We start from the raw sequence: 25,385 nt of genomic DNA, 5'->3' as shown, positions 1-25,385 counted from the left end.
AACCCGAGCGAGCGAACGCGGTAGCTTGGTGCCCGTGCTCAGCCCGATGAGCGCCGCCCTGATCTCCACCGTGGCGGTTGTGCTGCTCGCCTGCAAGCCCGACATGGACCCTGCGGTGACCGAGGGCTTGAACGCTCGGGCGGACGCAGAGTGCAAGTGCCTCGACGAGATTGACGACTCCGACTGCCTCACCTTGGCCGCGAAGGCACATCCCAACCCGCAGCTCGAGGACGGCTTCGCCGAGAAGCACAGCAAGCAGACCGTCGCGCAGTACGACGCCGCGATCGAGTGATCCTGATCGCCGATCGCATGCGTCGCTCGTCGTGCGATAGTCGGCGACGATCGCCATGTCACGCACCGCGCTCGACACCGCCCCCGCGATGCTGACACGCATCGCGCGACTCGATCCTGCAGACGCGCTCTCCCAGGTCGCGAGCGTGCGGGCGGCGGTCGCGAGCTGTGGCGTGCCCGAGCGCCTCGATGAGCTCGCGGCTGCGCTGCCAGTGCGGGTCGCCGAGCTGGCGCCAGAGCTGGCGCTGGAGCTGGCAGCGCTCGCCGCTGCGTTGGTCAGCCACGCGCCGCGGCTGCCATTGGACCTCGAGGCGCTCGAGCCCGTCGTGCGTACGGCGTGGCTGCGAGTTGGGCTGTCGAGCCGTGACCAAAGCACGTCACGTGCCACGCTGGCGAAGCTCGACGAGACCTGGCTGCTGCACGCGATCCAGGACTGGTCGCTGAGCGCGGCGGCGGATCCGGCGGCGCTGTTTCGGCGGATGTGCAGCGCCCAGGATCGTCGCCTGCGCGCGGCCGTGGTCCCGGCGCTTGGCGGTGCGGTCGCGGATCTCGCAATCACGCCCGAGCAGGGGTTCGCGTGTCTCGTCGCGCTGGCGTCGGCGACGACGGGCGCGACGCGGCGCGCCGTCTACCGAGCGCTGTCGCAAGAGTGGCTGCAGCAGCTGTCCCCCACGAGCGTGGCCGAGCGCGAGCAGTTGATCCGGGCGGGCTTGGCCGACGACGATCTCGAGCTGGTCGGCGTCTGCGTGGAGTTGGCGGCGAGCCTCGAGCTACGCGGGGCGCTGCTCGAGCTGTTTGATCAGGCTGAGGGTGCTGATGATCTTCACGACGCCAAGCTGGTCGTCGCGCTCGCCGGGCTGGGCAGCGTCGCCACCCGTGAGGACCTCGAGCTCGCGCTGGTCCTCGCGGTCGCCGATCCCTTGCGGTTTGGTGCCAGCGCCCACGACCTGGTGCTCGAGGCTCATCGCCACGGTGTGTTCATTGACGACGCCCTGATCCCGTCCGCGCTCGAGGCATTCGATCTGCATCGTGGCTGGACCGCGGAGGAGTTTGTCCGTGTCACCCACGTCGCTCGGGTGGCGCTGCTCGCCGAGCTTCGGCGCCAGCGCGGGGATGATCCACGCTGGCGTCGACGGGCCGGGATCCTGGCCGCGAGCGTGGGCACGGGCGCGCACGAGCTGCTCGCGGAGCTGCTCACCGAGCTTGGGAACCAACAAGACGTCGACCTGCGCGTGGCGGCGGCGCTGCTCGTGGCTGCAGGTGCGTCGCCCGAGTACGACGCCGAGGCGCCGCTGCTCATGTGGCTGGATCGGCTGCCCGCCCGCGTGATCCCGATCCTCCGGGTCAAGGGCGGCGCCGAGGCGGCGGCGCGCTTGCAGGCGCTGCTCGTGGATCCGACCTGCCCCGAGCCGCTGCGCGATGGGGCGCTGACGGCCGCGTGGGCCCTGAGCCGCGCGCGGCCAACCCTGCTTCGCGAGCTGAGCGCGGCCCTAGGTCCGAACCGATCGGGGCTGTTGGACACGCGCCTGCGGGCGGCTCGCGACGAGCTCGCCGCAACGATCTACACCGAGGCCGCGTGGCCGCCGGATCCGTCGCACCGGGTCGATCCGCGCGCGGCCCTCGAGCTGCTGTGCGAGGCCGGCGAGCTTCGCCATCTGGCCGAGATCACGCGCTTGTTTCGGATCGTCTATGCCCACGTCGTCCAGCTCGCGCTCGACGGCGACTTCCTGATCAAGCGCGCCTCGCTGCCCGAGCTCGAGCAGCAGATCTATCGCTACGGCCGACACTTGATCGCCAGCGGTCGCGCGGTGCGACGCTGGATCGACGCGGCGCCCGAGACAGGCCGTGACCTGGTGCTGGCGCTGGCGACCGACTGGCTGCGCGAGCGGCCCCAGGCGCCGATCTGCGTGGCCTTGCTCGAGACGATCGCGCGTCAACAGCCGCGCGGGCCCTGGCTGCGCTTCATCGAGCCGTTCTGGCGCCACGCCGATCCAAACGTCCAGCGCGCCGCGATCGAGGCGATCTTGTCGGACGAGGGGACGGACAACGGCCCCGCAGAGGGCGGCTCGCCGGGGCTCGAGCTCTCGCTGTGTCGGCTGACCGGGTCAAAGGACGGCCGGCTGGTTCGCCAGGCCCTGGCCGCCGTCGCGCGCTTCGAGGCGCGCTGGGCCGAGCCCATGGTCATCGCTTCGCTGCGTGGCGTGTCCATGTCGATCATGCAGGCGGCCGCCGAGGCGCTCGGGGTTGTCGGGTCGCGGCGCTGCGTGCCCGCGCTGGTCGCCGGCCTGGCGCACCACGAAAATGCTCGCCTGCGCGAGCTGCTGCTCGACGCGCTCGAGGCCGTGGCGGGGCCCGCCCGCGCCGCGATCTTGGTTGACGCCCTGGTCGCCGAGGGCCCGCCGCGTCCACATGATCGGCGCCAGCGAATGCTGCGCGAGGCGATCAGCGGCACCTCGAGCTTAGCGGCCGCGCTGCGCTTGGCCGGCTCGTCGAACCCCGTCCACGCGGCGTTGGTCGAGGCCGCGCTCGACGGCACGATCACCCTCGCCGACGCATCCCAGCAGGCTCTGGCCGAGGCCCTGTACCGGGCCAAGCTTCGGCCCGCGCCAACCAAGGATGATCCGACCAGGCGCCTGCGGCTCGAAGGGTTCTCGCCCGAGGCGGCGAGCGTGCTGGCCGAGGCGCGCGTCGGCATGCGGATCTGGGAGCTCCAGCCGGTGCTCGGGTGTGTTCGGGCGGGGCTCGCCGATTGGCTGGCGTGGATCCGGCCGCAGCAACTCGCCGGCGATGATCGAGCGAGCCAAGCCGCGGGGCTGGTGCTCGAAGCCGCGACGGACAGCGAGGCGCAGCACCTCGACGGGCTGCTCGAGCTCGCGCTGGCGCTGACCCACCAGCCAGAGGCCGAGCCGCCGCCGCCCACCGAGTCGATCGCCGCGTTGATCACCGCGTTCATCGAGCGCTGCGTGGTCCCGGTCAGCCCAACCCCCGCTCAGCGGATGCGCGCCTTGACCTTGCTGCGCGCGCTGCCGCCGTGCGCCGAGGTCCGCGGTGATCGTCGCCATGAATTGCTTGGCCAGCTCGGGGCGGTTCGGACGCGGGCGGATCTCGACGCGTGCCTGGCAGCGTGCCGGATCGGGCCCGACGTGGTCGGCGACAGCACCCGCTTGCTCGCCGAAGTGCTCGCGCTGCCGAGCGAGCGTGAGGACGAGAGCGAGGTCTACAAGCAGCTGCGGCGCGAGATCCAGGCGTGGCACCGAAGCGTGTGTGCCTGCCCCTCGCCCAGCGCCGCGCACCTGCCCGGTTGCCCGGACGCGTGGCTCTTGGAGGTCTTGCAGGGGCGACCGCTTGGCCTGCCAGTTCCACCCGAGCCGCCACCCGAGCGCCGCCCGCCGAGTGATCTGCCGCCCTCGCGCGCGCGGCTCGAAGCGCTCTCGACCGCGCTCACCAACGATGACCCGAAGCTTCGGACCCGCGCGGCCGAGCGACTGTTGGCCTGGCCGGAAGCCCGCCCGCGCTGGGCTGACGTCCTTCACGCCTACCTCGCTGGCAGCATCGAGCTAGGCTCCTGGGCGCTCAGGATCCTCGCCAACCACCTCGAGGCGTGGCCAGGCATCCACGCCGACGCGCCCCCCGACCCGATCGCGCATTCTCGGCACGCGCAGGCGCTGGCGGAGCGGCTCGACGCGATTCAGCAGCAACGCTTCTTGCCAGTGTGGGTCGAAGCGTGGTCGCGCGGGCAGCTCGAGCTGGCGCCGCTGATCTCCACAGTGGATCAGTCGCTGCTGATCCCCCTCGCGCGGACCCAGGCGCTGGCCGGCGAATTTGGCTTGGTCAGGCTGCTGGTGCCCGACGGCTCGCTGGCGCTGGCGACCTTGGTCCGCGAGCTGGCCGAGCGGGCCCCGGACGAGGTCGCCCACCTGATCGAGGAAGACCCAGAGCCCGACCCGATCGACTCCGCTGGCGAGGTCTTGCTCGACGATCCCATCCGCAGCATGAACCTCGACCAGCTCGTCGCCTCGATCGACGAGCACGGCGTCGAGATCGGCCTTGCCGTACGGGCCGTGCACGCGCTCAGCGACCACGGAGAGCGAGCCGCCAACGCGCTCGAGCAGCTGAGCGTGGATCCCCGCGCCCGGGTCCGCAGCGCCGCGCTCCGAGCCTTGCGCAAGGTCGCCCCGCGCGAGCGCTGCCTGGCCACGACCGCCCGGGTGTTGGCGATCGAGACCCGCCGCGAGGTCATCCCCGGCTTGATGAAGACCCTGGCCAACGGCCGCCACGAGCCCGGCGTCACGGCCGTGCTCGCGTACACGACCCACCGCGACACCAAGCTGCGCGACGCGGCCTTCGACGCGCTGGCGATCTGGGGCCGCGAGATCGTGCCGACCTTGCGGCGAGTCTCGCGGCGCGCCCGGCCGGATCAGCGCCGCACCTACGAGCTGCTGATCGCCCGGCTCGAAGACGGGGCGGAGTAGCCGACAGGGTGCGGGGCGCGGTTCAGTTGATCAGCAGCTCGTTGGTGACGTCGCGCGGATACTCGGCGAAGGTCAGCGAGATCTTACTGGCGACGACGGTTGGGGGCATCAGCTCGGGGTCGAGCTGGATCGTGGTGATCTCGGTCGCGGTGAGCGGGATCGGGCCCAGGTCGAAGTAGTAGTGCTCGCTGCCATCGAACACGCTCACGGCCACGCTGCGCAGCGTGTCATAGGCATAGTCGGGATCGAGCGACGCATAGACGATGCTCGAAGTGACATCGAGGGTGCAGTTGGGGCAGCCGATCTGGGTTGGCTGGGGCTCGACGAAGGGCAGGGCCGGCAGGATCGGCGTGGGACAGGCGCCTTGGCTGGACGCGAAGTATGCGGTCTCCGGGTAGCCGCAGCTGGCCGGACACGGAACCGCGGGGCCAAAGTTGGGTGTCAGCGCGTGGTCTGGGACCGCGTGGGCGAGCTGGGCAAACAGGTCGCTCAGGCTCACGGCCGGCGGGGCGTTGATGCACGACAGCTGGTTGGCGAAGGGCACGGCCGGGCAGCTGCTCCCGAGCATGTTGCAGGCGTGCTCGAGCGCCGCGCACACATCGAGCTTGCGGACATTGGTGAGGCCACCGGGGCCAACGTAGTCGGCGGTCATCCCGGTGTTCACGCCGGAGTCGTAGATGACCGACATCACCTGATCGGCGCGAAATTGTGGGTTGTAGGACCAGACCAACGCCGCCGCGCCAGCGGCCGTCGCCGCGGCAGCGGAGGTGCCGGTCACCGCCGTGCTGTCGCCGCGGCCGACCGCGTGGGTCGCCGAAGACGCGAGCCGAGGCATGCCGTCCTCGCGCGAGCCCGGCATGGGAGACAGCGCATGATCGAGGCCGCCGACCGAGTAAACGAGCGGCCGGTAGTTGGTGGTTGGGGCCGGGGAAGCGACCCCGAGCGCGTTGCATCGGGCCTGTGATGGGGCGGCGTGTTCCTCCCACGCGCCCGGCAGCAGCGCCCCGGTGGAGCACAGGTGGCCCTGGTTGCCAGCGGCCGCAATGATGATCGCGCCGTTGCAGGACGCGTACTCCAGGGCGGTGTAGACCGCGGCCACAGCGGGCGAGTCGACCGCGAGCTCGCCAAACTCCGGGTCCCAACCCAGGCTCATGTTCAAGACCACCTTGGGCGTCTGTTGGCCCCAATTGGTGGTCCGCCAGTCTTCGATCGCGGCGTAGATGCTCTTGGCGGTGTCGCCCTGCGAGCCGAAGTAGCCACCGTTGACAAGGTCGATCTGCTGGGCGGCGAGCCGGGGCATGGCGAGACCACGCACGACATCGACAACACACGGCTTGGTTGGATGCGGACACGCGATGTCCTGAATCATGCGGACCATGATCTCACCGTGCTGCGAGCTCGGGTTGGCCGGCGCGGGCTCGGGGACCGAGTCGAGCACCGCGACCACGACCGGCACACGCGACGCCTCGGAGGTGGAGAGGGACAGATCCGCAGCGCTGGCCCAGCCAATCGACTCGTGAAACAGATCCAAGATGTCGGGATCGAGCTCGGACCAGACCGCGTCGTGGGCGGGCGCGCCCTGTTCGAACACGACCTCACAGTCGGAGCCCACCGCCGCCAAGCTGGGGTGGTTGACGAGCGGGGCCACATCTTCTTGGCCGGGGACGCCCTGCCAGGTGTAGGTGCAGTAGTTGCCGAGCACGCCCCCGGCGCCCGCAAACAGCTTGGTCGCCTGCCAGTTGGCTACGACCGGGCAGTTCTTGACCAGCTTGCGGGCGATCTGACGGTGGGCTGGACACGCCGCGTCGCTCAGGCCACCAGCGCGCAGGAGCGCGTCGTCCGACTCGGGCTCGACGTCGTCACAAGCGACGGCCGTCAGCGCCAGGAGCGGGGCGAGGATACGGAGGAAGCGGGTGTCTGCGGTCATGTCTGTCCTTTGGCTTCTACGGGGCCGCCAATGACGGGAGAGCAAGCGGAGGTTTGTTTTGTCATCGCAGCGGGCCTCGTCGGCAACGGGGTCGGTGATCACCCACGAGCTCCCTCAACCACTGCACTGCGAGACCTGAAAAATGATACCGAACACGCGAACCCGTACAATCTTGACTGTCTGCTTGCCCGCCCTGGCGCTGCCCTTGACGCTGGCAATAGCGAGCACGGCTCAGGCCGCGAGCCTGAGCATATCGAACGGCTTTCGGTCGGCAAAGCAGAAGACGTCGGTCGGCTTCGACTTCAGCTTGGATGCCCAGGGGACCGCCCAGCTGGGCAACAAGAGCTACGCCACATCGATCAGCCTGGACTGCGTTGTCGACGACAATGACGAAGTGCTCGACTGCGTGGGCATCATGACGCTCGGCAGCGCCCAGGCCGACATCGTCATGGACGTCCATGGCGACACCCAGGAGGCTCGGTGGGCGCTCGAGGCGGGGGCACCATCCATGTTCAAGCCCGTCCACGATCTGTGGGCTGACGAGATCGTCCCCGAGGCCTGCGGGCTGCCCTTCAACTGGCAGGCTGTCGACTACTACGCCGGCGGCGGCTGGACCTACTGGTATTTCTCCACCACCTGGGCCGAGACCTTTCAGGCGATCACCGGGATGCCATACCCCTACAACCCCTGGTCGTGATCGAAACCTCGACCCCGGGCACACGAGGTCTGTGCATGAGCGTTCACTCGCGGGCCCCGGGCGGGTTTGGTATCAAGCATCGGTGTCTAGCTCCCCGGACGACGAGCGCCTGGTTCAGGCGGCGCTGGCTGGGAACGCGGTCGCACGGCGCGAGCTGGCCGGGCGCCTGCTCGACACGATCCAGCGCGAGGTCAGCTTCGTGCTGCGCCGACTCGCTCCGGCGCAGCAGCGGGACCCTCGCCAAGAGGTCCGTGACCTGGTCCAGGACGTGCTCATCTCGCTGTTCGAGCGGGATGGGCACGAGCTTCGGCGTTGGGACCCACAGCGCGGGCGCAGCCTCGACAGCTTCGTCCGGTTGGTCGCGCGCCGGAAAGTTGCGCGCATTCTTGGCCAGCGCAAGGGCAACCCGTGGGCGGACGAGCCGATCGATCCCCACACGATCGAAGGCGACACGGACACCGAGGGTGACGCGGAGTTGGTGCTCTTGTTGGAGCAGCGGGCCGAGCTCGGCGCGGTGCTCGATCGGCTGTATGCAAACATGAACACCCGGGATCACGAGCTGTTCGATCAGCTGTTCGTGCAAGAGCGCGACCCCGCCGAGGTCGCGCAGAGCCTGGGTATGACCCGCGGAGCCGTGAACGCGTGGTGCTATCGTACGCGCAAGTTGGCTCGCGCCCACGCCCTCGAAAAGACTGCATCATCGTCGGGCACCGCGGCGACAAGGGGAATGGCGAGTCATGACTGACGAACTCCTGCATGCGCTCGGACGCCACCAACGCGAGGACCTCGCCGCGGACGCCGACCTCCCGATCAACGAGGGCGATGAGGTCGAGGACGAGCGCTCGCGGCCGTTCTCGGATGCGGAGCGAGCGGATATCTTGGACGCGATGGAGGCGATGTTCGCGGAGCCGCAGGCGAGCGTGGAGCCGGAGCCAACGCCGGAGCCAACGCCGGAGCCGGCCGAGTCGGAGCCGGTCGAGTCGGAGCCCGCCAAGGTGATCGAGCTCGCGCCTCGTCGTCGCTCGGTGGCCGCGATAGCGATCGTACTGGCATCGGCTGCCGCCGCCGTCGCGCTGATCTGGCTGGGCGTCTCGGGCGTGGGCCCAAGCTCCAACCAGGACCCGCAGCTGGCCATGGTCCCGGACTACGAGATCACCCAACTGCGGGGGGGCGCGGCCAGTCAGCGCTCGGATCCCGACCACGCGATGGGCCAGGGGGCGCCCACGATCACGCTGCGGGCCAGCGATGAAATTGACTGGCAGTTCACGCCGAGCGAGCCCGTGCGCGCTCCGGTCGCGGTGGCGCTGCTCGGCCGCTCGGCCGACGGCGAGCTTCGGTTTACGCCCCAGCTGGCGGCGCAGACATCTCCAGAGGGGGCGATCCGCGTGCGCGGGCAGCTCGATACCCACCTCGCGCTCACGCCTGGCGACTGGACCCTCGCCCTGTTGATCGCCGAACCCGATCAACTCCCGGGCAGCAGCGAAGCGGCTGACAAACCGGGTGCGTGGCGCCGCGTCGAGTTTCGGGTGATCATCGTCGCCGAGTGACGCGTCGCGCACTGTGTTCTCAGCTCCGGCGCGGCTCCTCGCCCGCTCGCGGTCGGCGTTGGTGGACGGGTGCACCCCTGGCAGCGAGCGTTCTCGCCTTGCTGGCCAGCGCTTGCCAGCGGGAGTCCGCGGCCGAAGGGGCCGCGCGCGAGCAGCTCGTGTTGGCTGCCGTGCCACCACCCACGATCGAACTCGCGGGCTGCCGTCACATCGAGCCTGGCACATGTCACCTCGACGAGGGCAGCGACGCGACGCTGCAGGTCTGGGTCGACATCCAGGCCAAGGCGGAGCTGCGCGTCAGCGTGGATGGGACGCGGCTCGAGACCCAGAGCTTGGCGGTCGATGGCGGGCAGCGGTTCGCGCTGCCCGTGGCCGCCACGGCCGGCGCCGTTCAAATCGAGGGCATCGAGCCGCCGTGGACCGCTCCGTTCGAGCTGACCCTGGTCCGAGAGCCGATCGTGGCCGAGCTCGCGCGCGCCGAGCAGCTCAGCCGCGGCGGCGACCCCCGTCAGGCGATTGAGATGCTGGGCGCCGCCCTCGAGGGCGGCGCGCTGGCTCCGACCCAGCAGCTCGCGGTGTTGCAGCGCCTGCGGCGACTGCTTGGTGGCGTCGACCCCGACCAAGCGTTGGTGCGCACCGAGCAAGCCGCCACGCTCGCGCGCTCGATCGGGCGGACCCGCGATCTCGCCGACTGCGCCGCAGCGGCGGCGGCTCTGCGCATGCAAAACGGTGATCTGGCCGGTGCGCACGAGTGGGTCGAGACCCTCGAGCACGCGGGCGCCAAGCTGCCCGAGGCGAGGGTGTGGGGGGACTACTACGGCGGCGTGCTCGCGGCCCTGACCGGGGATCTTGGCGGATCGGTGCGCGCGCTCGAGGAGGCGCGCCGCGGGGCCGAGCGGCTGGGAATGTTTCGAACCACCTTGGCTGCGAGCGAACAGCTGGCGACCTCGCTGGCCCAGCTTGGTCGCGGCGACGAAGCGCTGGAGGTCGCGCGCGACGTGGAAGCCAGCGCCGCGGCGCCGGGCGTGAGCTGCAAGGATCGCGCGCGCGCGCAGGGCAACGTTGGCTGGATCCACCTGCTCTTGGCCGAGGCCGGGCTCCCTCACGATCCACCGCGTGAGCTGATGGAGGCGCAGCTCGCCGCGGTGGATGCTGCGGGTCGGTGCCCGGATCCCTACAACGCCGCGCGCGTGAACCTGGCCTTGGTCGCGCTCGCCGAGCACGAACCCGAGGAGGCCTGGGCGTGGATCAGCGAGGCCATTGTCGCGGGCGTGCCCACGTACCTGCAGCCCTGGGTCGCAGAGATCGAGGCGCAGATCGGCGTTGCGACCGGGCGCGAGCAGCTGATCCCGCCGCTCGTTGGCCGCCCGGAGATCGGCGAGGGCGAGCCGGGGTTGCGCTGGATCGCCACGGTTCGCCACGCGCGGACCCTCGAGGCCTACGGGCTGCGCGAGGCCGCGATCGACTCGCTCGAGGTCGCCGAGCTGTTGCTCGAGGACACGCTCACCAGCGTCGGGGTTGATCCAGGCCGCGAGTTGTTCTTGTTCGGCAAGCGGGCCAGCGCCGAGGGTCTCGTCGATCTGCTGATCCAGACTGGAAGGGTTGACGAGGCGTTTTGTCGGGCGCGGCTGGCTCGCGGCCGAACCCTGCGCACGATCGATCGTGCGGCCCGGATAGCGAGCCTCAGCCCCAGCCAACGGGCCGATCGCGAAGACCTGTTGTTTCGGTTCGTCGCCGCGCGCGACCAGCTGGCGGCCGAGCGTCGGGAAGACTGGCAGTTCTCCGCGCCGGAGCGCGAGCGTCGCGAGAGCCGACGCGCCGCCCGGATGACGGAGGCCATGGCCCTGCTCGACCTCGCGCTGGGGATCGTCGCTGATCAGCGCGAGCCGCCGGGCTGCGAGACGCTGCCGCCGATCCGCCCCGATGAACTCACGCTGATGCAGTTTCCCGCGGGCGGGGGCGGCTCATGGGTATTCGTCGCCGACAGCGAAGGTGTCAGCGTGGCCGCGGCCGCGGACCCGCCCGTGGACGGCCACACCGACCACGCGTGGGCCGAGCAGGTCCTGGCACCGATCTCCGCGCGCCTGCGGGCCGCCAAGCAGATCCGCGTGATCCCAACTGGCGCGGGCTGGGGCTTGGCCTTCCACGCGCTCGCGTTCGAGGATGGCGTGCTGCTACACGCCGCGCCGATCGTCTACGCCCTCGACCTGTCGACGCGCCCACACACGGGCCCAAGCGCGGTCGAACCAGCGCGAGCGGTCGTCGTCGCCAACCCGTCCAACGATCTTCCGCAGGCGCAGTCCGAGGCGATCGAGGTCGAGCGTGGCCTGCTCGCGCGCGGCTTTGAGGTCGAGCACTTCAACGGCGCGGCGGCCACGGGCCCGGCGCTGAGCCAGTCGCTGCCGGGGGCGGCGCTGCTTCACTACGCCGGCCACGGCACCCACGGCGGCCCAGGCGGCTGGGAGGCCGCGCTGGTGTTGCACGACAGCGACCAGCTCAGCGTGATCGACATCCTCGCGCTGCCGCGGGTACCAGCCGCCGTCGTTCTATCTGGGTGTGACACCGCGACCGTTGACGATCAGACCCTCGCGGGCGGGATGAACCTCGGGCGGGCGTTCGTGCTGGCGGGCGCGCGCTGGGTGCTGGCCGCCGACGGCAAGGTTGACGACGCCCTGGCGCGAGAGATCGGGGTGTCGCTCTACGAACAAGCGACCGGCGCCGCTGCACGGCTCGCTCCGCCCGAACAGCTCGACGGCGCCGCTGCGCTGCGCGACACGCAGCTACGCCTGCGCAGCGAGGGGGTCCCCGGCTGGCAGGCGTTTCGCGTCGTCGTGCCCTGAAGCTGAGCTCTGCTCGCTCAGTTACTCTCGTACACGCGGTGGGTCAGGTTGAGGCTGAGCGGCCCATTGCCCGCGCTGCAGCGCACGAAGTCCCACGCGTTTGGCGTTGCCAAGCTGACCGCCTGAGAGTTGACCGCGACGGTGTTTGGATCCCACTCGATGTAGCTGAGGTCGTCGAGGAACACCTGGCCCTCGCCGCCGCTGTTCGGTGGATAGTGCCGATAGTAAACCTGCATCGAGTCCGCACCATTTGGCGGGGTCAGGTTGATAGCGAAGCGCGACCAGTCATAGTTGGCGCTAAAATTCTGATACTCGGTCGTATGCGCGACCGTGTTGCCCGCCGAGCTGAGCCAGCGCACCGTGATGCGGAACTCACCCGCGTTGTCGCCCTTGTGCCAGCCGGCGACCGTGATCGGGCGGTTGCCCTTGATCTCGACCTTGTTGCCCATCCACAAGCTGGTGCGGTCGTTGTAGGTTGACTTGCGCAGCAGCACCGCCGCGCCGTTGCCATTGTACGTCTCGCTGCCCTGCACGTAGCGGGCGCTGGACTGGACCCACAGATCACCCTCGAGGTAGGCGTCGTCGACGTCGGGATCTTCGAAGTCGCCGATCCCGAGCAGGTCCAGGCCAAGCTCGCAGGTCGCGGCCGCGCTGCTCGACAACGCCGCGAGCGCGTCGGTATCGGTATAGGGATCCAGCGAGACGAGCCCGGTTGAGCCGCTGGCCACCGTGAGCGAGCGTGCGTCAATGAGGTCCGTGGTCTGCACGTCGCTCTCGTCGGCGGCGACGACCAGGCGACCGCCCTCTGCGAACACCACCGCGCGCCCAAACCCGCTGACCGGCGCCTCGGCGGTGGACAGGTGCGCGAGGTGGCGGCCCATGTCGGCCAACCCCGCGCCAACGAGCGGGCGGGGAATGTAGCCGTCCAGCCGATAGGGCGCGAGCTGGACCCGCTCGACCTCCGGGCCGCTGGGACCCTCGTTGATGTCGACGATCGCCAGGTACGAGCGCATGGTCTCGTACACCTCTTGATCGAACACGAGGTTGCCGAGCGAGCCAAACACGAAGCGCGGGCCGTCGCCAGCGTCGATCACCGAGACCCCGTGGGCGACGTGCGGGTGGTGAGCGATCACCAGCCCGGCGCCGTGGTCGACGAGCCGCTCGAAGTCGTAGTGGCTGCCCGAGTTCTGCACCCACTTGTACTCGTCGCCGCCATGGATCACGGGAATCGCAAACCGGCCGGCCGCGACCTCGGTGTCGACGAAGTCATCCAAGTTGGCCGAGAACGAGGGCAGGGCACCAGCCTTGAACGGATTGCTGCGGGTCACGACCTCATACAGCGGCCCGTAGGAGTAGCCAATGAAGTTGCTAAACCCTTGCAGGGAGATCTCGACGCCGTTGATGTCCGAGCGCAGCTTTGTGGCGGCCGCGGCGTTCGGGTTCATGCCAGCGCCAAAGTAGGGCAGGCCGATCGCGTCGAGGTGAAACAGCGTGTCGGACACGCCGATCTCGAGATAGTCGTAAATGTGGTTGTTGCCCAGCGAGACCGAGTCAATCCCCACCCCGGGCAGCTCGGCGGCGCTCTCGGGGTAGGCGGCGAATACGTAGGACTTGTTGGGGTGGGGGGTCGAGAAGTCGTCGGTGACCGGGGTCTCGAGGTTGATCGAGGTGTGGTCGTCGGCCTGCAGCAGCGGCTGGATGTAGCGAAACAGCGCCTGGGTGTCCTCGCTCAGGTTGTTGAGGTGTAGGACCCCGTCGTCGAACATGCGCCGATCGAACATCGTGTCGCCGCCAAAGGTCAGGCGCGCGCGACCGAATTGCTCAGCGACGAGCTCGATATCGCCAAGATCCACAGCGGCTTCGCCAAGCTCGACCTGAAGACTGACCGGCAAGATCTCTGTGTAGTAGCCGTCCATGCTGACTTCTAGCAGCACGTTGCGGCGGGCGAGGCCGGCCAGCTGGAAGTCCCCGGCTTCCCACGCCATCGTTGCTTCACCATCGTTGATCAGGCTGTCGCCCCACGCGATCAACCGTAGCTGCGCACCCATGATCGGCATGCCCTGGGCATCGATGACGCGGCCCTCGAGCGCGATCGGGGTGGCCAGGACCAGATCTTGATAGTCGCTCTCGTCGTCGTCGAACTGATACCCAGCCTGAACCGGGGACGCGACGGCGAGCGACACGAGGAGCCCGGCTGTCAGGCCAGCCCAGCGAGCCTGCGTGCGGGGGGAATGGAGCATGGTTGGCATGGCTGGTAGTGTTTTGAAGTGCATTGTTGGGTTCGCTTAATTTGAGCCCGATCGTGTGCCTACCGTTACCATAATATGGGATGATGAACAGTCGTAATTTGTTGAGAGTCGTGGCGGCGTTGGCCTCTGGTGATAACATCAGTGATGCTCGTACTTGCTAATTTGTATGCGGATTCAGGCAATTTTCAGAGGTGGGGAGATTCGCCACAGTCAGAGAAATGCGCATGATCGAAAATGAGCACCGTCTATCCGAATCGTGCGATACCCACCAGCGCTTGGTTCCGCGCGCAGCCCATCACGGGTCGCCGTGTAGACAACAATGTCACGTCCACATACACACGAGATCGGCGTGCGCAGCTCGGACGAGGCTTCTCGCCCCCACGCGAGCGAAGACCTCGCGCGCTCGCGTAGAAGCTGGCTTGACACAGAGAGACAGTGCGAGTAAACCAGCGCGTCGAGGCCTCGTATGTACGCACGCCACCTCCCTCCCACACGCTCGAGCGCGCCAACAAGTGCGTGCTCATTGTTGTGGGGAGCTGGCGCTGCCGGGGTCTCGAGCGGTTAATCGCAACCGTAAATCTCGAGCCGCCGAGCGCCCGGAGCCTAGCTTCCGCGGCGCTCTTCTCATTTTCTCGCCCTCCAAACCCACCGTCCAACCAACCCAGAAAGGAACCATGCCATGCAAAAATTCACGCACATCGAAGCGCTCCATCAAGTCGCCCGCTACATCGAGATTACCAACGAAAACCCGGATTGCCCGGAGATCCACAAGATCCGAACCCCGGTAAAATTCCGCGCCACGGTCAAGCTCCACGGGACCAACGCGGGCGTAAATTGCTCGCCAGAGGGTCTGGTGATGCAATCGCGGTCGCGGGTCATCACCGTTGGCGACGACAACGCTGGGTTCGCGGCTTGGATGGCGGAGCCGCAGCGGGTCGCCGCGGTTCGGGCGATCGAGGCCTCGGTTCGCGCGGCCGGGGGCCTCGACGCGGCGACCCCGGTCACGATCTTTGGCGAGTTCGTGGGCCCGGGTATCCAGAAGGGGACGGCCGTCAACGCGCTTCCAGCTCGGCAATGGGTGGTGTTTGCGGCCCGGATCCTGAAGGACGAGACCGACCACGACGCTGGCTACCTCGACGTGATCGGCCCGTTTGAAAATGCCTACGCCGACGCGGACATTCACTCGGTGTTTGACGCGCCAACCCACGAGCTTGGGATTGACTTCGACTCGCGCGAGAGCAAGCTCGAGGCCGCGAGCCGGGCCGAGGCGCTGACCCAAGCCGTTGAAGCGCAGTGCCCGTGGGGGGCCCGGTTTGGGATCCAGGGCATTGGCGAGGGTCTGGTCTGGACCCCGATCGGGCCGCACTGGGGCCACACGGGGCTGTACTTCAAGACCAAGGGTGAGCAGCACAAGGGGACCAAGCGGACCAAGTCGCAAGGGCCGCAGATCGACCCAGAGGTGCTCGCGGGCATCGAGGCGTTCATCGAGTTCGCGGTCACGGACAACCGCCTCGAGCAGGGCCTGGACACGCTGGGCGAGCAGGGCCACTCGCTCGAGATGAAGAACATGCGGTTTTTCCTGCAGTGGGTCGGGCAGGACGTGAAGCGCGAATGCTCGAGCGACCTCGAGGCCAGCGGGCTCGAGTGGAAGACCGTCAGCCGAGCGGTCACCACGAAAGCGAAGAACTTCTTCGTGAAGCGTATCAGCTTATGACCCCCACAGGCGCCTTCGCACTTCGCAGGCCTTCTATGACCCCCACAGCCGCCTTCGCACCTCGCAGGCCTTCTATGACCCCCACAGCCGCCTTCGCACCTCGCGGTCACTCGCTTCGCTCGCTCCCAGTGGGGCGTTTGTTCGCAGGGGCATGATTGGCCCCCTAGCAGGGGGCTCTTGTCTGGCCACCTGCAGCCACCGGGTACCTCTCCACTTACGTGTCCGGTTGTGGTCTCACCGAGACCTTGGACTTCGCCGCCTCGGTTGCGTCGCCTGGGACTTCGGTCCCGGGCGACGCTCTTGATTCCGATCTCCGTTCCGCGAAGAAGAGCGAGCTATCGGCACCCGTGGTGTGCTATTGGAGTTCGCAGATGACGAGAGGTCGGCTTCGCTCCTGGATCTGTGTGCCCTTGCTCGCGCTGCTTGGCTTCGCGCCAAGTGGGTGCAGCTTCGCTCGGGTCGATGTCGCCACGCAGTTCGCCGAGCTCGACGACGCGCTCGTCGGCCAACGGATCGCGCTGGGTTCACCCGAGGACTTCAGGGGCGATAGCGATGGCTCGCGCGCCCGCGAGGGTGCACGGGTGGCGTTGGCGCTGGGCAACCATGACGAGGCCGCGGCGTTTGCCCGCGCGCAGCTGCTCGCGGCGCGCGGTCGCTATGCGATCGCCCGACTCGAGAGCGCAGACGAAGCCGAGCTCGAGCGGGTAATGGGCGAGCTCGACGAGGCCGCCCGCTTCGCCGTTGGGATCGGTGATGCGGTGCTCGACGGCTCGCTGGTGCTCGAGGCGGCGCAGTTCATGGCCGCACCCAGGCGCGAGCGCAAGGCGATCGCGCGCGCCGTTCGGCTGACGGGGTATGCATCGATCGCGTGGGGGTACGATCGGCTGTGGGAGGCCATGCGCGGCGACGAGGCCAGCCGCGCGGGGCTGCAGCGGCTGCGCGGGTCCAGCGGTCCGTCCGCAGAGTCCGGCGCAGAGCGGGCGGCCCAACTCGCGCCCAAGACCCTCGCCAAGCTCGGGCCCGTGGCCGTGGACTTGCTGTGGGGCCAAGCCCACCGCGCCAGCGAAGCGCACGACAGCGAGCTGTTCGCGGCGCGGGTTCAGATGATCCTGCGCGCCGATCCAATCGACGTCGACGCGCTCGCAGCCCAGGTTGCCCTTGCCGCTCTCGACCGCGGCGCGTTCGAGGCCGACCCCGAGTTGCTCCCCGATCTCTCGCCTGATGGCGCCGACCCGCTCGGCGCCCACGCCCGCATGCTCCTGCGCCACCGCGGCGCGCCAGACTGCCTCGCGCTGGCCCTGGTTCGCGCCCGCTTCATGCTCCGCGATGGTGGCTTTGGCGACGCGGGGCAGCTCTTGGAATCGGTCGCCGACGCGCCAGCCACCGCCGACGAGCGCCAGCTCGCCGACGCGCTCATGGCCATGGTCGAGCTCGAGACTGGGACTGAAGCAGGACGCTCGCTGTTTTCGAGCTGGTATCGCCGGGCCCGCGCCCGCCGGTCGACCTCGGTGTCGAGTTGGTTGAGCGCGTTCGATGCCGAGCTCGCCCCGGCCGGTCACGTTGCCCTTGCCCGCGAGGCCAGCACCCAGCTGGTGACCGAGGCCAAGGGCCACGGCCTGCCGCGCAGCTCGATGGCGGCGCTCGTGTCGGCGGCGCGCTCTAGCAAGGCTCCCCGACGCGCGCGCAACCAGGCCCTCGCCGCCGCGGTCGGGCAGGACCCAGACTTTGGCGGGCTGCTGACGATCTGCCATGAGCGCGGCTTGGTGGATGAGGACTGCGCCGAGCTGGTCGAGGAGCTCGCGCCGCTGCAGTGGGGTGAGGAAGAATTCGACGAGGCCCTCGACGCGCTGGCGGTCTCACCCAACACCCGCGCCACATGGTTCGCGCCGGTCCAATGGCTGGATCTCGAGCAACGAAGCGCGGCGCTCGAGCAGCTCGAGGCCTTCGCCGACACGCGCGTGGCCATGACCACCGGCTACCAGACCAGCGCGCTGTGGGCCGAGATCACCACCGGTGAGCTCGAGCGGGCGCGCGCTCGGCTGGCGCGCTTTGGCTCGCTCTTGACCGACAGCGATCGCCTGTTCGCGCAGCTGGTGTTCGACGACTTTGACGCGGGGCGGATCAGCGTCGAGCAGCTTGGGTCCTGGTCGAACGAGCTGTTGACGGATCACCACGAAGCCGCGCGAATGTTGTCGCCCTGGCAGTGGCAAGATCTCAGTCAGATCGCCGAGACCTTCAAGGGCCCCTCGCACCTCGCTCGAGTTGCGCGCGGCCTTGGCTACGCGCGGCGTGGCGCCTTCGATGTTGGGGCCGCCGAGCTCGCGCCGCTGCTCGATGAGCTCAACGGCCCTGTCCAGATCGCGATCGCATCTCGCTTGGCGTTGGCCGCTGATCTCGCTGGCAACGCGCGCTTGCGCGACCGCGCCTTGGCGATCGCCGAAGCCGACGGCGAGCCCCAGTTCTTGCCAACCTTGGTCCGCGCGCGGATCGCCGAGGCCGCTGGCGACACGGCCCGCGCGCACGCGCTGTACCTCGAGCTGCTGCGTCTCGATCCACGCTCGACCGAGGCCCTCGACGCCTCGCTGCGCACGCTTGGCGCCCAAGCGGAGAAGCTCGAAGCCTCGCAGGCGATCTCCGACGTCTTGCTCGCGCTCCCGCAGGTCTACTGGAAACTCGATGAGCTGATCGAAGCCAGGGCCACCGGCAAGATCGACGAAGCCCAGCTCACGACTGTGTGGCTCACCCGCGACGACCCCGAGGCCGTCATCGCGCACCCGGAGCTCGCGGCGTCGCTGCCCACCTTCGCCCGCCGCGGCTACTTCTACTTGCAGCGCCAGCTGCGTGGGCAGACGAGCCTGGCTGATGCGAAGGTCGTCGCGGCCCAGCAGCTCGCGTGGCTCGACGCCCTGGCCCCCAAAGACCGCGCGGCTGAGCTCGAGACCGAGCTGTGGCTCACCTACTTGCTTGGCGACGACGCGGGCCTCGCCCAGGTCCACGCAAAGACCCCCCAGCCCTACGGCTACCGTCGCAGCGTGGAGCCCCTGCACGCGGCCCTGCGCATGGCCGAGATCCGGGCCCGCGGGGCGCTGGATCCCGAGCTGGAGTGGGCAATCGTTCAACGCGAGCTGTTCAACGCCAACCCGGAGCCGTTGCTCGAGCGCTTCTTGGCGCCGCTCACCGACCCCGGCCTGGCTGCGTACGCGTGCAACTACCTCGCGGACCTCGAAGATCCCGAGCGGGGGATCGAGCGCTGCGTCGAGCTATGGCTGCGAACGAGCGACCCCTTCATCGCCAAGCAGCTCGCCTACCTGGCCTTGAACGAGCCCGAGCGGGCGCGCGCGCGGGGCCTCGATCTTACGCAATTCTTCACGACCGCCGCGGCCTCACCGGCGCTGCAGCGTGATCCTTGGTGGCTCTACTACGAGTCGCTGTGGCACACCAAGCAGGGCGATCACACCCGCGGCGCCAACACCCGGATCGCGCAGCTCGGGCTTGGCAGCGTCGCGCGCGAGGTCATGAGCAGCGAGCTGCTTCAAGCCCAGATGCGCGGGCCGTTGCTGCGTCAGCAGACCTTCAACTGGCTCCCAACTGGGGACCCGCGGGCCCAGGCGCTCGCGGCGATCTCGGCGTTGCGTGGGCTCGATCTCGACGCCGCGGATCGCTACGCCCAGCGCATGCTCGCGTGGCTCCCCGCGCAAGATCCAGACGACCCCGAGGCCACGCCGCGCTTCGTGCATCACCAGGCGTGGATGTTGAACAGCGTCGCCTTGGCCGAGACCGAGGACGAGGCCGAGCTGCGCGCGATCGGGCTGCTCACGCTCTCGCTGTCGGCGTTGATCCGCGACGACCTTGACCAGCGCAAGATCCCCCGCGACGCGATGATCGAGATCCTGCGCGCGCGCGGGGAAGCTCGCGGCCCGCAAGAGCTCGAAGCGCTCGCCCAGGCCCACCCCAACAGCCACGTGCTCGAGTGGGTCCGCCTGGTCAGCCAGCGCGGCCCACGGGTGACGGATCAGACCCGCGCGCGGGCGCGATCTCTCGTCGCGCTGCACCCCGACAACCCGTTGATCATGCTCGACGCGCTGCCGTTGCTGAGCGAGCCGGGGGAGCTCGAAGCGTCGACGCGCGCCCTGGCCCACGCCCGGCTCGCGCAACCTGATCACTTTTGGCTCAGCGACGCCGTGATGCCCACGCGGCTGACCGGCGCCGACGATGGCCTGCCCGACTGGATCCGCAGCGCCGAGGCGTTTGATCGAGCGCTCGCGCGGGTCGATGACGCCAGCATCGCCAAGCTCGAGCCCGTGCGTCACGCTCGGGTCGACACCAGCGCCGAGCTGTTCTTTCCGGCCGCGCTCACCCTCGACGCGAATCGGCTTGGCGTGAGCGAGCCGCTGACTTCGACCAAGGGCGGCAAGCCAAAGCCCCAGGATGAAGACGAGGATGAAGACGAGGACGAGGCGCCCCCTGAGGCGATCCGCGAGCAGTGGGTGTTGCACAGCCCCCGTGACACGCGCTGCATGGGCATGGACTGCGCCGAGGAGTGGTTCGACGCGTGGTTCAACAACGACTACTCGCTGCTGTGGTCACGAGAGATCGAGCTGCACGGTGGACCGGCGATCGAGTTTGCTGTGGCCAGGCGCGACCGCGTTGTCCACAGCCTGATCATGCCCACGGGCGGCAGCGTGTTCGTGCTGATCACCCGAACCACGCCCGAAGATCTCGCTGGCCTCGCGCCGCGGATCAAGCTGGCCCGCGACAGCGTTCGCCCGCTCGACTGGTCTGTGTCGGCGGGCATGGCCGAGGCGCTGCGCGGCTACAGCGTCATGCCCGACGCGCTCACGCGGCTGCGCGGGCGAGCGTCGCTGAGCGCCGCTCGCCCTGGCCCCAAGCCCAGCTGCCCGCTCGCCGCCGACGCCCGCGACGGCCTCGATCCACGGCGTGAGGCGGGTCTGCTCCTCGATCTGTTCCTCGCCACCCGCGACCCCTGGCAGCGCCGGGCGCTGCTCGCCTGCACCACGCCGCAGGCCCCCGCGGCCGAGGGCGTCGCGCTTGCGAGCCTGCTCGACGCCGATCCCGATCTCCATGAATTTGGCCGACAAGCGACGGCCACCCACCCCGAGCGCGTGCTGACCGACGCCCGCCGCGTGCTCTACGACCAACACGAACAAGCCGTCTCCAACCCGGCGCTGACAGCCGGCAACAAGCTCGCGCCCTACGGTCTGCTGCAGGTCCTCACCGCGCTGCCCCCGGCCGAGGCCCAGCAGCTGTCCCGCGAGATGCTTGGCGGCGACACCCGGGTGCGCGCGCTGGCCCTGGCCGCGAGCGCCGTGCTCGACGAGTTCGAGCCACTCGCAGACGGCGAGCCAAACCCGGGGCGGGTCGACCTCGAGTCGCTGCGCGCCGTCCTGCGCGAGGGCACCCACACCAACGCGCTGCTGGCCGCCAACAGCCTCGCGCGCGAGCCTGGCCCCAAGGACCTCGCCCTGCTGCGCGAGCGAGCCGACGCGCTGAGCAAGGCGGGAATCGCGACCAAGGACGATCGCGGCCTGGCCATGGTCCTTGCCGTTCAGCTTGGCAGCGTGCTCGACCGCCAGGATCGAAAGCGGCTGCAAGCCCTGATCGAAGCGGTCGATCGCGACCCAGCCGACGGCGACAAGACCCGCGCCAGCTCCTCGCGCCGCGCCCTCGAGAGCGTGCTCGAGGACTATGACCGCGGCCGCAAGCTGCTCAGCAAGGGTGACCTGCTCGCCGGATCCCGGGCCGCCGACTGGGCCCGCGCCCGCGCAACCAAGACCGCCCCACGCTCGCGCCAGCAGCTGCGCGATCTGTCGCTCCCCGAGCTCGCGCCGGGCCATCAGTGGAGCTACTTCCGTGTGGGCCAGCTCGGTCTGTTCGTCGCCAGCATCGAAGATCTGCTCCGCCGCCTCGCGCCGGGCAGCGGCATTGACACCACGATCGTCCGCGCGCTCGTGACCGAGCTCCTCGTCGCGGGCCCGTTCACCCTGCTGCGCGAGTCCGGCGGCCTCGACACCCGGGCGGCGATCGACTGCGTGTCACCCGGTGGTGATCGCCGGTTCGCCTGCTCGGCCACCGTGCTCGATCGAGCCGCCGTGCTCGAGGTGCTTGGCCGCCGCGAGGCCGGCGAAGATGCCGGCGTCGCCACACCCATGGCGATGTCGCTGATGGCCGTTGGGCTCCCGCTCGTCGCGGGCGTCCTCCCGGTCTTCTTGCAGGACATGCTCGAGGCCCCGCTCGAGAGCAACACGGGCGGCTCGGCGCGGTTGACCAGCGAGCGCGTGCGGCTGACTCGGACGATCGCCGGTCACCAGCTCGAGCAGTACGCCACCGTCAGCATCTTCGATAACCAGCTCCTGTCCGACTCGGAGCTGTACATGTTCATTGATGATCGGCTGCTGGTGTTCTCGGATCAATTCGTGGCCGAGAGGATCCTGCGCGAGCTCCCCCGCGGCGTCGAGTCGCTCGCCGCCAGCTCGGCGTTTGCAACGGTCGTCAGCGATTGGCACGACGGCGCCGCCCTGCAGTCGCTGCAATACCAAGAGACCCTCGCGCAGTTCTCGATCGAGGTCGCCTTCGACTCCGAAGGTCTGGCCTTCTCGGGGCAAGTCGTGGGTAAGTCGAGCGCCGCCGGGGATCTGGGCGCGCTCGCCCAGCTGATGCCCGCGTCACCCGTGAGCCTCGCCGGGTTGGCCTTCGAGCCCGACGACCTCGACGAGATGTTTGACGGCCCATCGTGGCGGCGCTGCCGGGGGCACGTTGGCGCGGGGCCGTTGAGCATTGAGCAGCTCCGCGCGCTCGCGGACGGCGAAGAGCCGTGCGGACTCGCGGCCACCGACAAGCTGCCGCCAATAGACGTCGTCGCGCAGGGCTCCGCCGTGCTCTTGGGTTGGTACCCCGACGTGGGCCACTCGCTGTGGCAGGACTGGGTCCTGGCGGTCCCCCGCGACGCCAACCTTCGCAAGGCGCTGCAGCGCGCGGGCCTTGGTGAACTCGAGCCCGGCCACGCCAAGCAACACGATGGATTGTGGTGGCTGATCCGCGACGGCGCCCTGTTCGTCGCGTCCACCCCCGAGCTCGCTGCCGCCGTTGAGGCCCGGCCCGCGCCCACGATCACCGAAGGCGCCGACCCCTTTGGTCTGTTTCGGGTAGACGGTGCCCGGGCCGCCAAGGTCGTCCGCGAGCTCGCCCAGCACTACCCCGGGCAGAGCCGCGAGTACGGCGTGCTTGGCTGGGCCAGCATCCTTGGGTTGATGCGCCAGAGCGAGGTCCGGGCCGACTGGGACGCCAGCGACAACAAGGCGCACAGTCGGGCCAACTTCAGCGCCAAGGTCAGCCTGAACCTGACGGAGTCCGAGCAGGACCTCGCGCTCATCGATCAATGGGTGGCCAGCCCGGAGGTCCAAAACGCCAGCATGCTCCCACGCTCGCTCGGGCGCCACGAGCTGGCCTCGACCCTCGTCTATCACCTGCGCGTCGACGATGCCGAGGGCTTCGCACGTCGCACGCTCCGCGACGGCAACCCGCGGATCACCGCCGAGGTCATTGACGAAGACGAGCTACGCCTGACCGTGCTGCCCTCGCTGGCCGTGCCCACCTCGACGCGCCAGGAGCTCGTTGGTAGCGAGCGCCAGCGCATGCTCGAGCTCGACAGCCGGATCCGCGCCGACGACGAGCAGCTGCGCAAGATCGTCAAGAAGCTGCAGGTCGCTGGCGACGACGAGGCCACCGTCGCCGCGGTTGTTGCGTGGGCGCACGAGCACATTCAGTACGAGCTCACGCCGAACAGCCCCAACGTCGTCGAGCTGATCGAGCGCGGCAAGGGCGACTGCACCGAGTACGCGCTGCTCACCGTCACGCTGCTGCGGATCGCCGGGATCCCGGCGCGGCTCGAAGAGGGCATGTCTGCTGGCGGGGCCGACATGGGCGCGCACGCGTGGTCGGCCTGGCACGACGGCCAGCGCTGGCACGAGATCGACGCGACCGCTGGCACGACCACGGTTGGCTCGGGGCACCTTCGGCTGCCGGTTGTCGATGTGCTCGCGCGGATCTCTCTTGGGCAATTCGAGGTGCTCGCCGTGGAGGCGGCTGCTCGCTAGCCTAAAGCCGTGAACAGGACCAGGCCCAGCACCATCAGCACGCCGCCCGCGATCATCCACAGCGCGGTGTAGCCAACAATGTCACGGGCGCGCACGCCCGTGACCGCGAGCAAGGGCAGCGCCCAAAACGGCTGCAACATGTTGGTCCATTGATCGCCGTAGGCCATTGCCATGAGCACGTGACCGGCATCCACCCCGGTCTCGAGCGCCGCCTGCATGATGATCGGGCCTTGCACCGCCCACTGCCCGCCGCCCGAGGGGACCATGAGGTTGAGCAGGCCCGCGCTCAGGAAGGTCACCGGGGCGAGCAAGGTGGGACCCGCTGAGCTGACCAGCTTGGTGAGCTGCGCCGAGAGGCCCGACGCGGCCATGACCGCCATGATCCCGGCGTAGAGCGGGAACTGCAGCACGATCCCCGTGCAGCTGCGCAGGCCCTTGGCGCAGGCCGCCAAGAACAGGTGCGGGCGGCCGTGGAGCAGCAGCGCGAGCACCCACAGCGCGAGGTTGACGGTGTCGAGGTCGATGCTCGACACGCCCTTGCGCGCGACCCCGGCGACCAGCGCCGCGAGCAGCGGAAACGCGAGCGCCCACACGACCACGGGCGAGCGCTCGATTCGCTCGAGGGTGTCGGCGGGCGGTGGATCTGCGGGGAGGGGGGCTTCGGCGAGATCGTCGCTCTGGGGTTGTGGGGCGGGGTCTTCACCGTCGGGCGGGGTCAGGGCCGCGAACAGCAGCGGTCCAAGCAGCAGCAGGCCCACGCTCACGAATAGGTTGAGCGGGCTGAGCAGCGTGTGCTCGAGCGAGATTGTGCCGACCTTGGCCGCGAGCTGCTCGCCAAGCACCTCGACCATGTCCTTTTGGGTGGTGGCCTTGAGCGGCGCGGTGCCGCTGAGCCCACCGTGCCAGACCATGAGGCCCGAGTAGGCGGCGGCGCAGAGGATGGGGTAGTGCAGCTGCCAGCCGCGGAGCTTGGCTTGGCGACCGCCCTCGCGGGCGAGGATCGCTCCGCCGATCAGGCTGAGCGACCAGCTGAGCAGGCCCAGCGCGATCGAGACGCAGGCCGTGATCGCCACGAGGACGCGGGGGGTGCTGGCGAAGCGGGCGAGCTTGGTGATCCCGGCGCGGACGACCGGGGCCTCGGCGAGCGCGGAGCCGAGGACCAGCATCATCACCATTTGCATGGCGAAGCTGAGCAGCTTCCATAGGCCGGTGGTGCCCCAGGCTTCGAGGCCGGCGGAGATGCGGAGCGCGAGGCGGTCGGCGCCGGGGGTGGCGGGCCAGTCGCCGGCGAGGATCGCTGTGAGCAGGGCGAGCAGCGAGAGCGCGACGGCGAGCACGAATGGGTCTGGCGTGACGCGGCCGAAGCCGCGGCGGGACGCTAGGCCTAGACGTGCGAGGAGGGGCATTGGGGGGAGGGTGCCGGGTGGTTGGGGGGTTGTCGAGGTGGGGGGTGCTGGTGGGACGCCTCGGCGAGTCAGTCAGCACTGATCTTGGAGTCTGAGAAGTGTCAATCGCTACGCGGGGTGACTCTCGG

General features: G+C 69.3%; 11 protein-coding genes. 8 read left to right on the top strand and 3 right to left on the bottom strand.

Annotated features, from left to right (window positions below):
* Window positions 1-46 precede the first annotated feature (46 nt).
* Both DB30_RS06190 and DB30_RS06185 read left to right on the top strand, forming a co-directional pair.
* Entirely contained in the window at window positions 47-292 is a 246-nt protein-coding gene (locus DB30_RS06190; RefSeq protein WP_205632918.1) for a hypothetical protein, read from the top strand.
* Between the two features lie 55 nt (window positions 293-347).
* A complete protein-coding gene (locus DB30_RS06185) occupies window positions 348-4,763 on the top strand; it encodes a hypothetical protein (protein ID WP_052547044.1) in 4,416 nt (1,471 codons plus the stop codon).
* A gap of 22 nt (window positions 4,764-4,785) precedes the next feature.
* On the opposite strand, the gene DB30_RS06180 is transcribed toward DB30_RS06185, so the two are convergent.
* Window positions 4,786-6,690 carry a S8 family serine peptidase gene (locus DB30_RS06180; protein ID WP_052547043.1) on the bottom strand — a complete coding sequence of 635 codons (1,905 nt, stop codon included), beginning with the start codon at window positions 6,688-6,690 and terminating at the stop codon, window positions 4,786-4,788.
* Window positions 6,691-6,862: 172 nt separating this feature from the next.
* Between DB30_RS06180 and DB30_RS06175 the strand changes: the two genes are divergently transcribed.
* The 4 genes from DB30_RS06175 (at window position 6,863) to DB30_RS06160 (ending at window position 11,774) form a co-directional block, all read left to right on the top strand.
* Window positions 6,863-7,387 (top strand): hypothetical protein, encoded by a 525-nt coding sequence (locus DB30_RS06175; RefSeq protein WP_165703645.1) that lies wholly within the window; start codon window positions 6,863-6,865, stop codon window positions 7,385-7,387.
* 82 nt (window positions 7,388-7,469) lie between these two features.
* Window positions 7,470-8,132 carry an RNA polymerase sigma factor gene (locus tag DB30_RS06170; protein ID WP_052547041.1) on the top strand — a complete coding sequence of 221 codons (663 nt, stop codon included), beginning with the start codon at window positions 7,470-7,472 and terminating at the stop codon, window positions 8,130-8,132.
* Window positions 8,125-8,934, top strand: a complete 810-nt coding sequence (locus tag DB30_RS06165; RefSeq protein ID WP_052547040.1) for a hypothetical protein — start codon at window positions 8,125-8,127, stop codon at window positions 8,932-8,934. The genes DB30_RS06170 and DB30_RS06165 overlap by 8 nt, the downstream gene beginning before the upstream one ends.
* A 98-nt stretch (window positions 8,935-9,032) precedes the next feature.
* A complete protein-coding gene (locus tag DB30_RS06160; protein ID WP_052547039.1) occupies window positions 9,033-11,774 on the top strand; it encodes a CHAT domain-containing protein in 2,742 nt (913 codons plus the stop codon).
* A gap of 17 nt (window positions 11,775-11,791) precedes the next feature.
* On the opposite strand, the gene DB30_RS06155 is transcribed toward DB30_RS06160, so the two are convergent.
* Complete coding sequence (locus DB30_RS06155) at window positions 11,792-14,014, bottom strand: CapA family protein (RefSeq protein ID WP_165703644.1); 2,223 nt, start codon at window positions 14,012-14,014, stop codon at window positions 11,792-11,794.
* Window positions 14,015-14,702: 688 nt separating this feature from the next.
* Here DB30_RS06155 and DB30_RS06150 point away from each other — a divergent pair.
* Window positions 14,703-15,737, top strand: coding sequence for an RNA ligase family protein (locus tag DB30_RS06150; RefSeq protein WP_052547037.1), 1,035 nt, complete (start codon window positions 14,703-14,705; stop codon window positions 15,735-15,737).
* Window positions 15,738-16,108: 371 nt separating this feature from the next.
* Window positions 16,109-23,851, top strand: a complete 7,743-nt coding sequence (locus tag DB30_RS06145; protein WP_146658135.1) for a transglutaminase domain-containing protein — start codon at window positions 16,109-16,111, stop codon at window positions 23,849-23,851.
* Here the strand turns inward: DB30_RS06145 and DB30_RS06140 are convergent.
* Complete coding sequence (locus DB30_RS06140; protein WP_146658134.1) at window positions 23,848-25,257, bottom strand: TIGR00366 family protein; 1,410 nt, start codon at window positions 25,255-25,257, stop codon at window positions 23,848-23,850. The two genes, DB30_RS06145 and DB30_RS06140, sit on opposite strands and share 4 nt — an antisense overlap.
* Window positions 25,258-25,385 lie beyond the last annotated feature (128 nt).

This window comes from Enhygromyxa salina, assembly GCF_000737335.2.
Taxonomy (GTDB): Bacteria; Myxococcota_A; Polyangia; order Nannocystales; family Nannocystaceae; genus Plesiocystis; species Plesiocystis salina_C.
This window is presented reverse-complemented; position numbering and strand designations above follow the sequence as displayed.

Coding starts and splice junctions, on each gene's coding strand:
- DB30_RS06190 (WP_205632918.1), top strand. CDS start 47: ATGAGCGCCGCCCTGATCTCCACCGTGGCGGTTGTGCTGCTCGCCTGC.
- DB30_RS06185 (WP_052547044.1), top strand. CDS start 348: ATGTCACGCACCGCGCTCGACACCGCCCCCGCGATGCTGACACGCATC.
- DB30_RS06180 (WP_052547043.1), bottom strand. CDS start 6,690: ATGACCGCAGACACCCGCTTCCTCCGTATCCTCGCCCCGCTCCTGGCG.
- DB30_RS06165 (WP_052547040.1), top strand. CDS start 8,125: ATGACTGACGAACTCCTGCATGCGCTCGGACGCCACCAACGCGAGGAC.
- DB30_RS06155 (WP_165703644.1), bottom strand. CDS start 14,014: ATGCTCCATTCCCCCCGCACGCAGGCTCGCTGGGCTGGCCTGACAGCC.
- DB30_RS06150 (WP_052547037.1), top strand. CDS start 14,703: ATGCAAAAATTCACGCACATCGAAGCGCTCCATCAAGTCGCCCGCTAC.
- DB30_RS06145 (WP_146658135.1), top strand. CDS start 16,109: ATGACGAGAGGTCGGCTTCGCTCCTGGATCTGTGTGCCCTTGCTCGCG.
- DB30_RS06140 (WP_146658134.1), bottom strand. CDS start 25,257: ATGCCCCTCCTCGCACGTCTAGGCCTAGCGTCCCGCCGCGGCTTCGGC.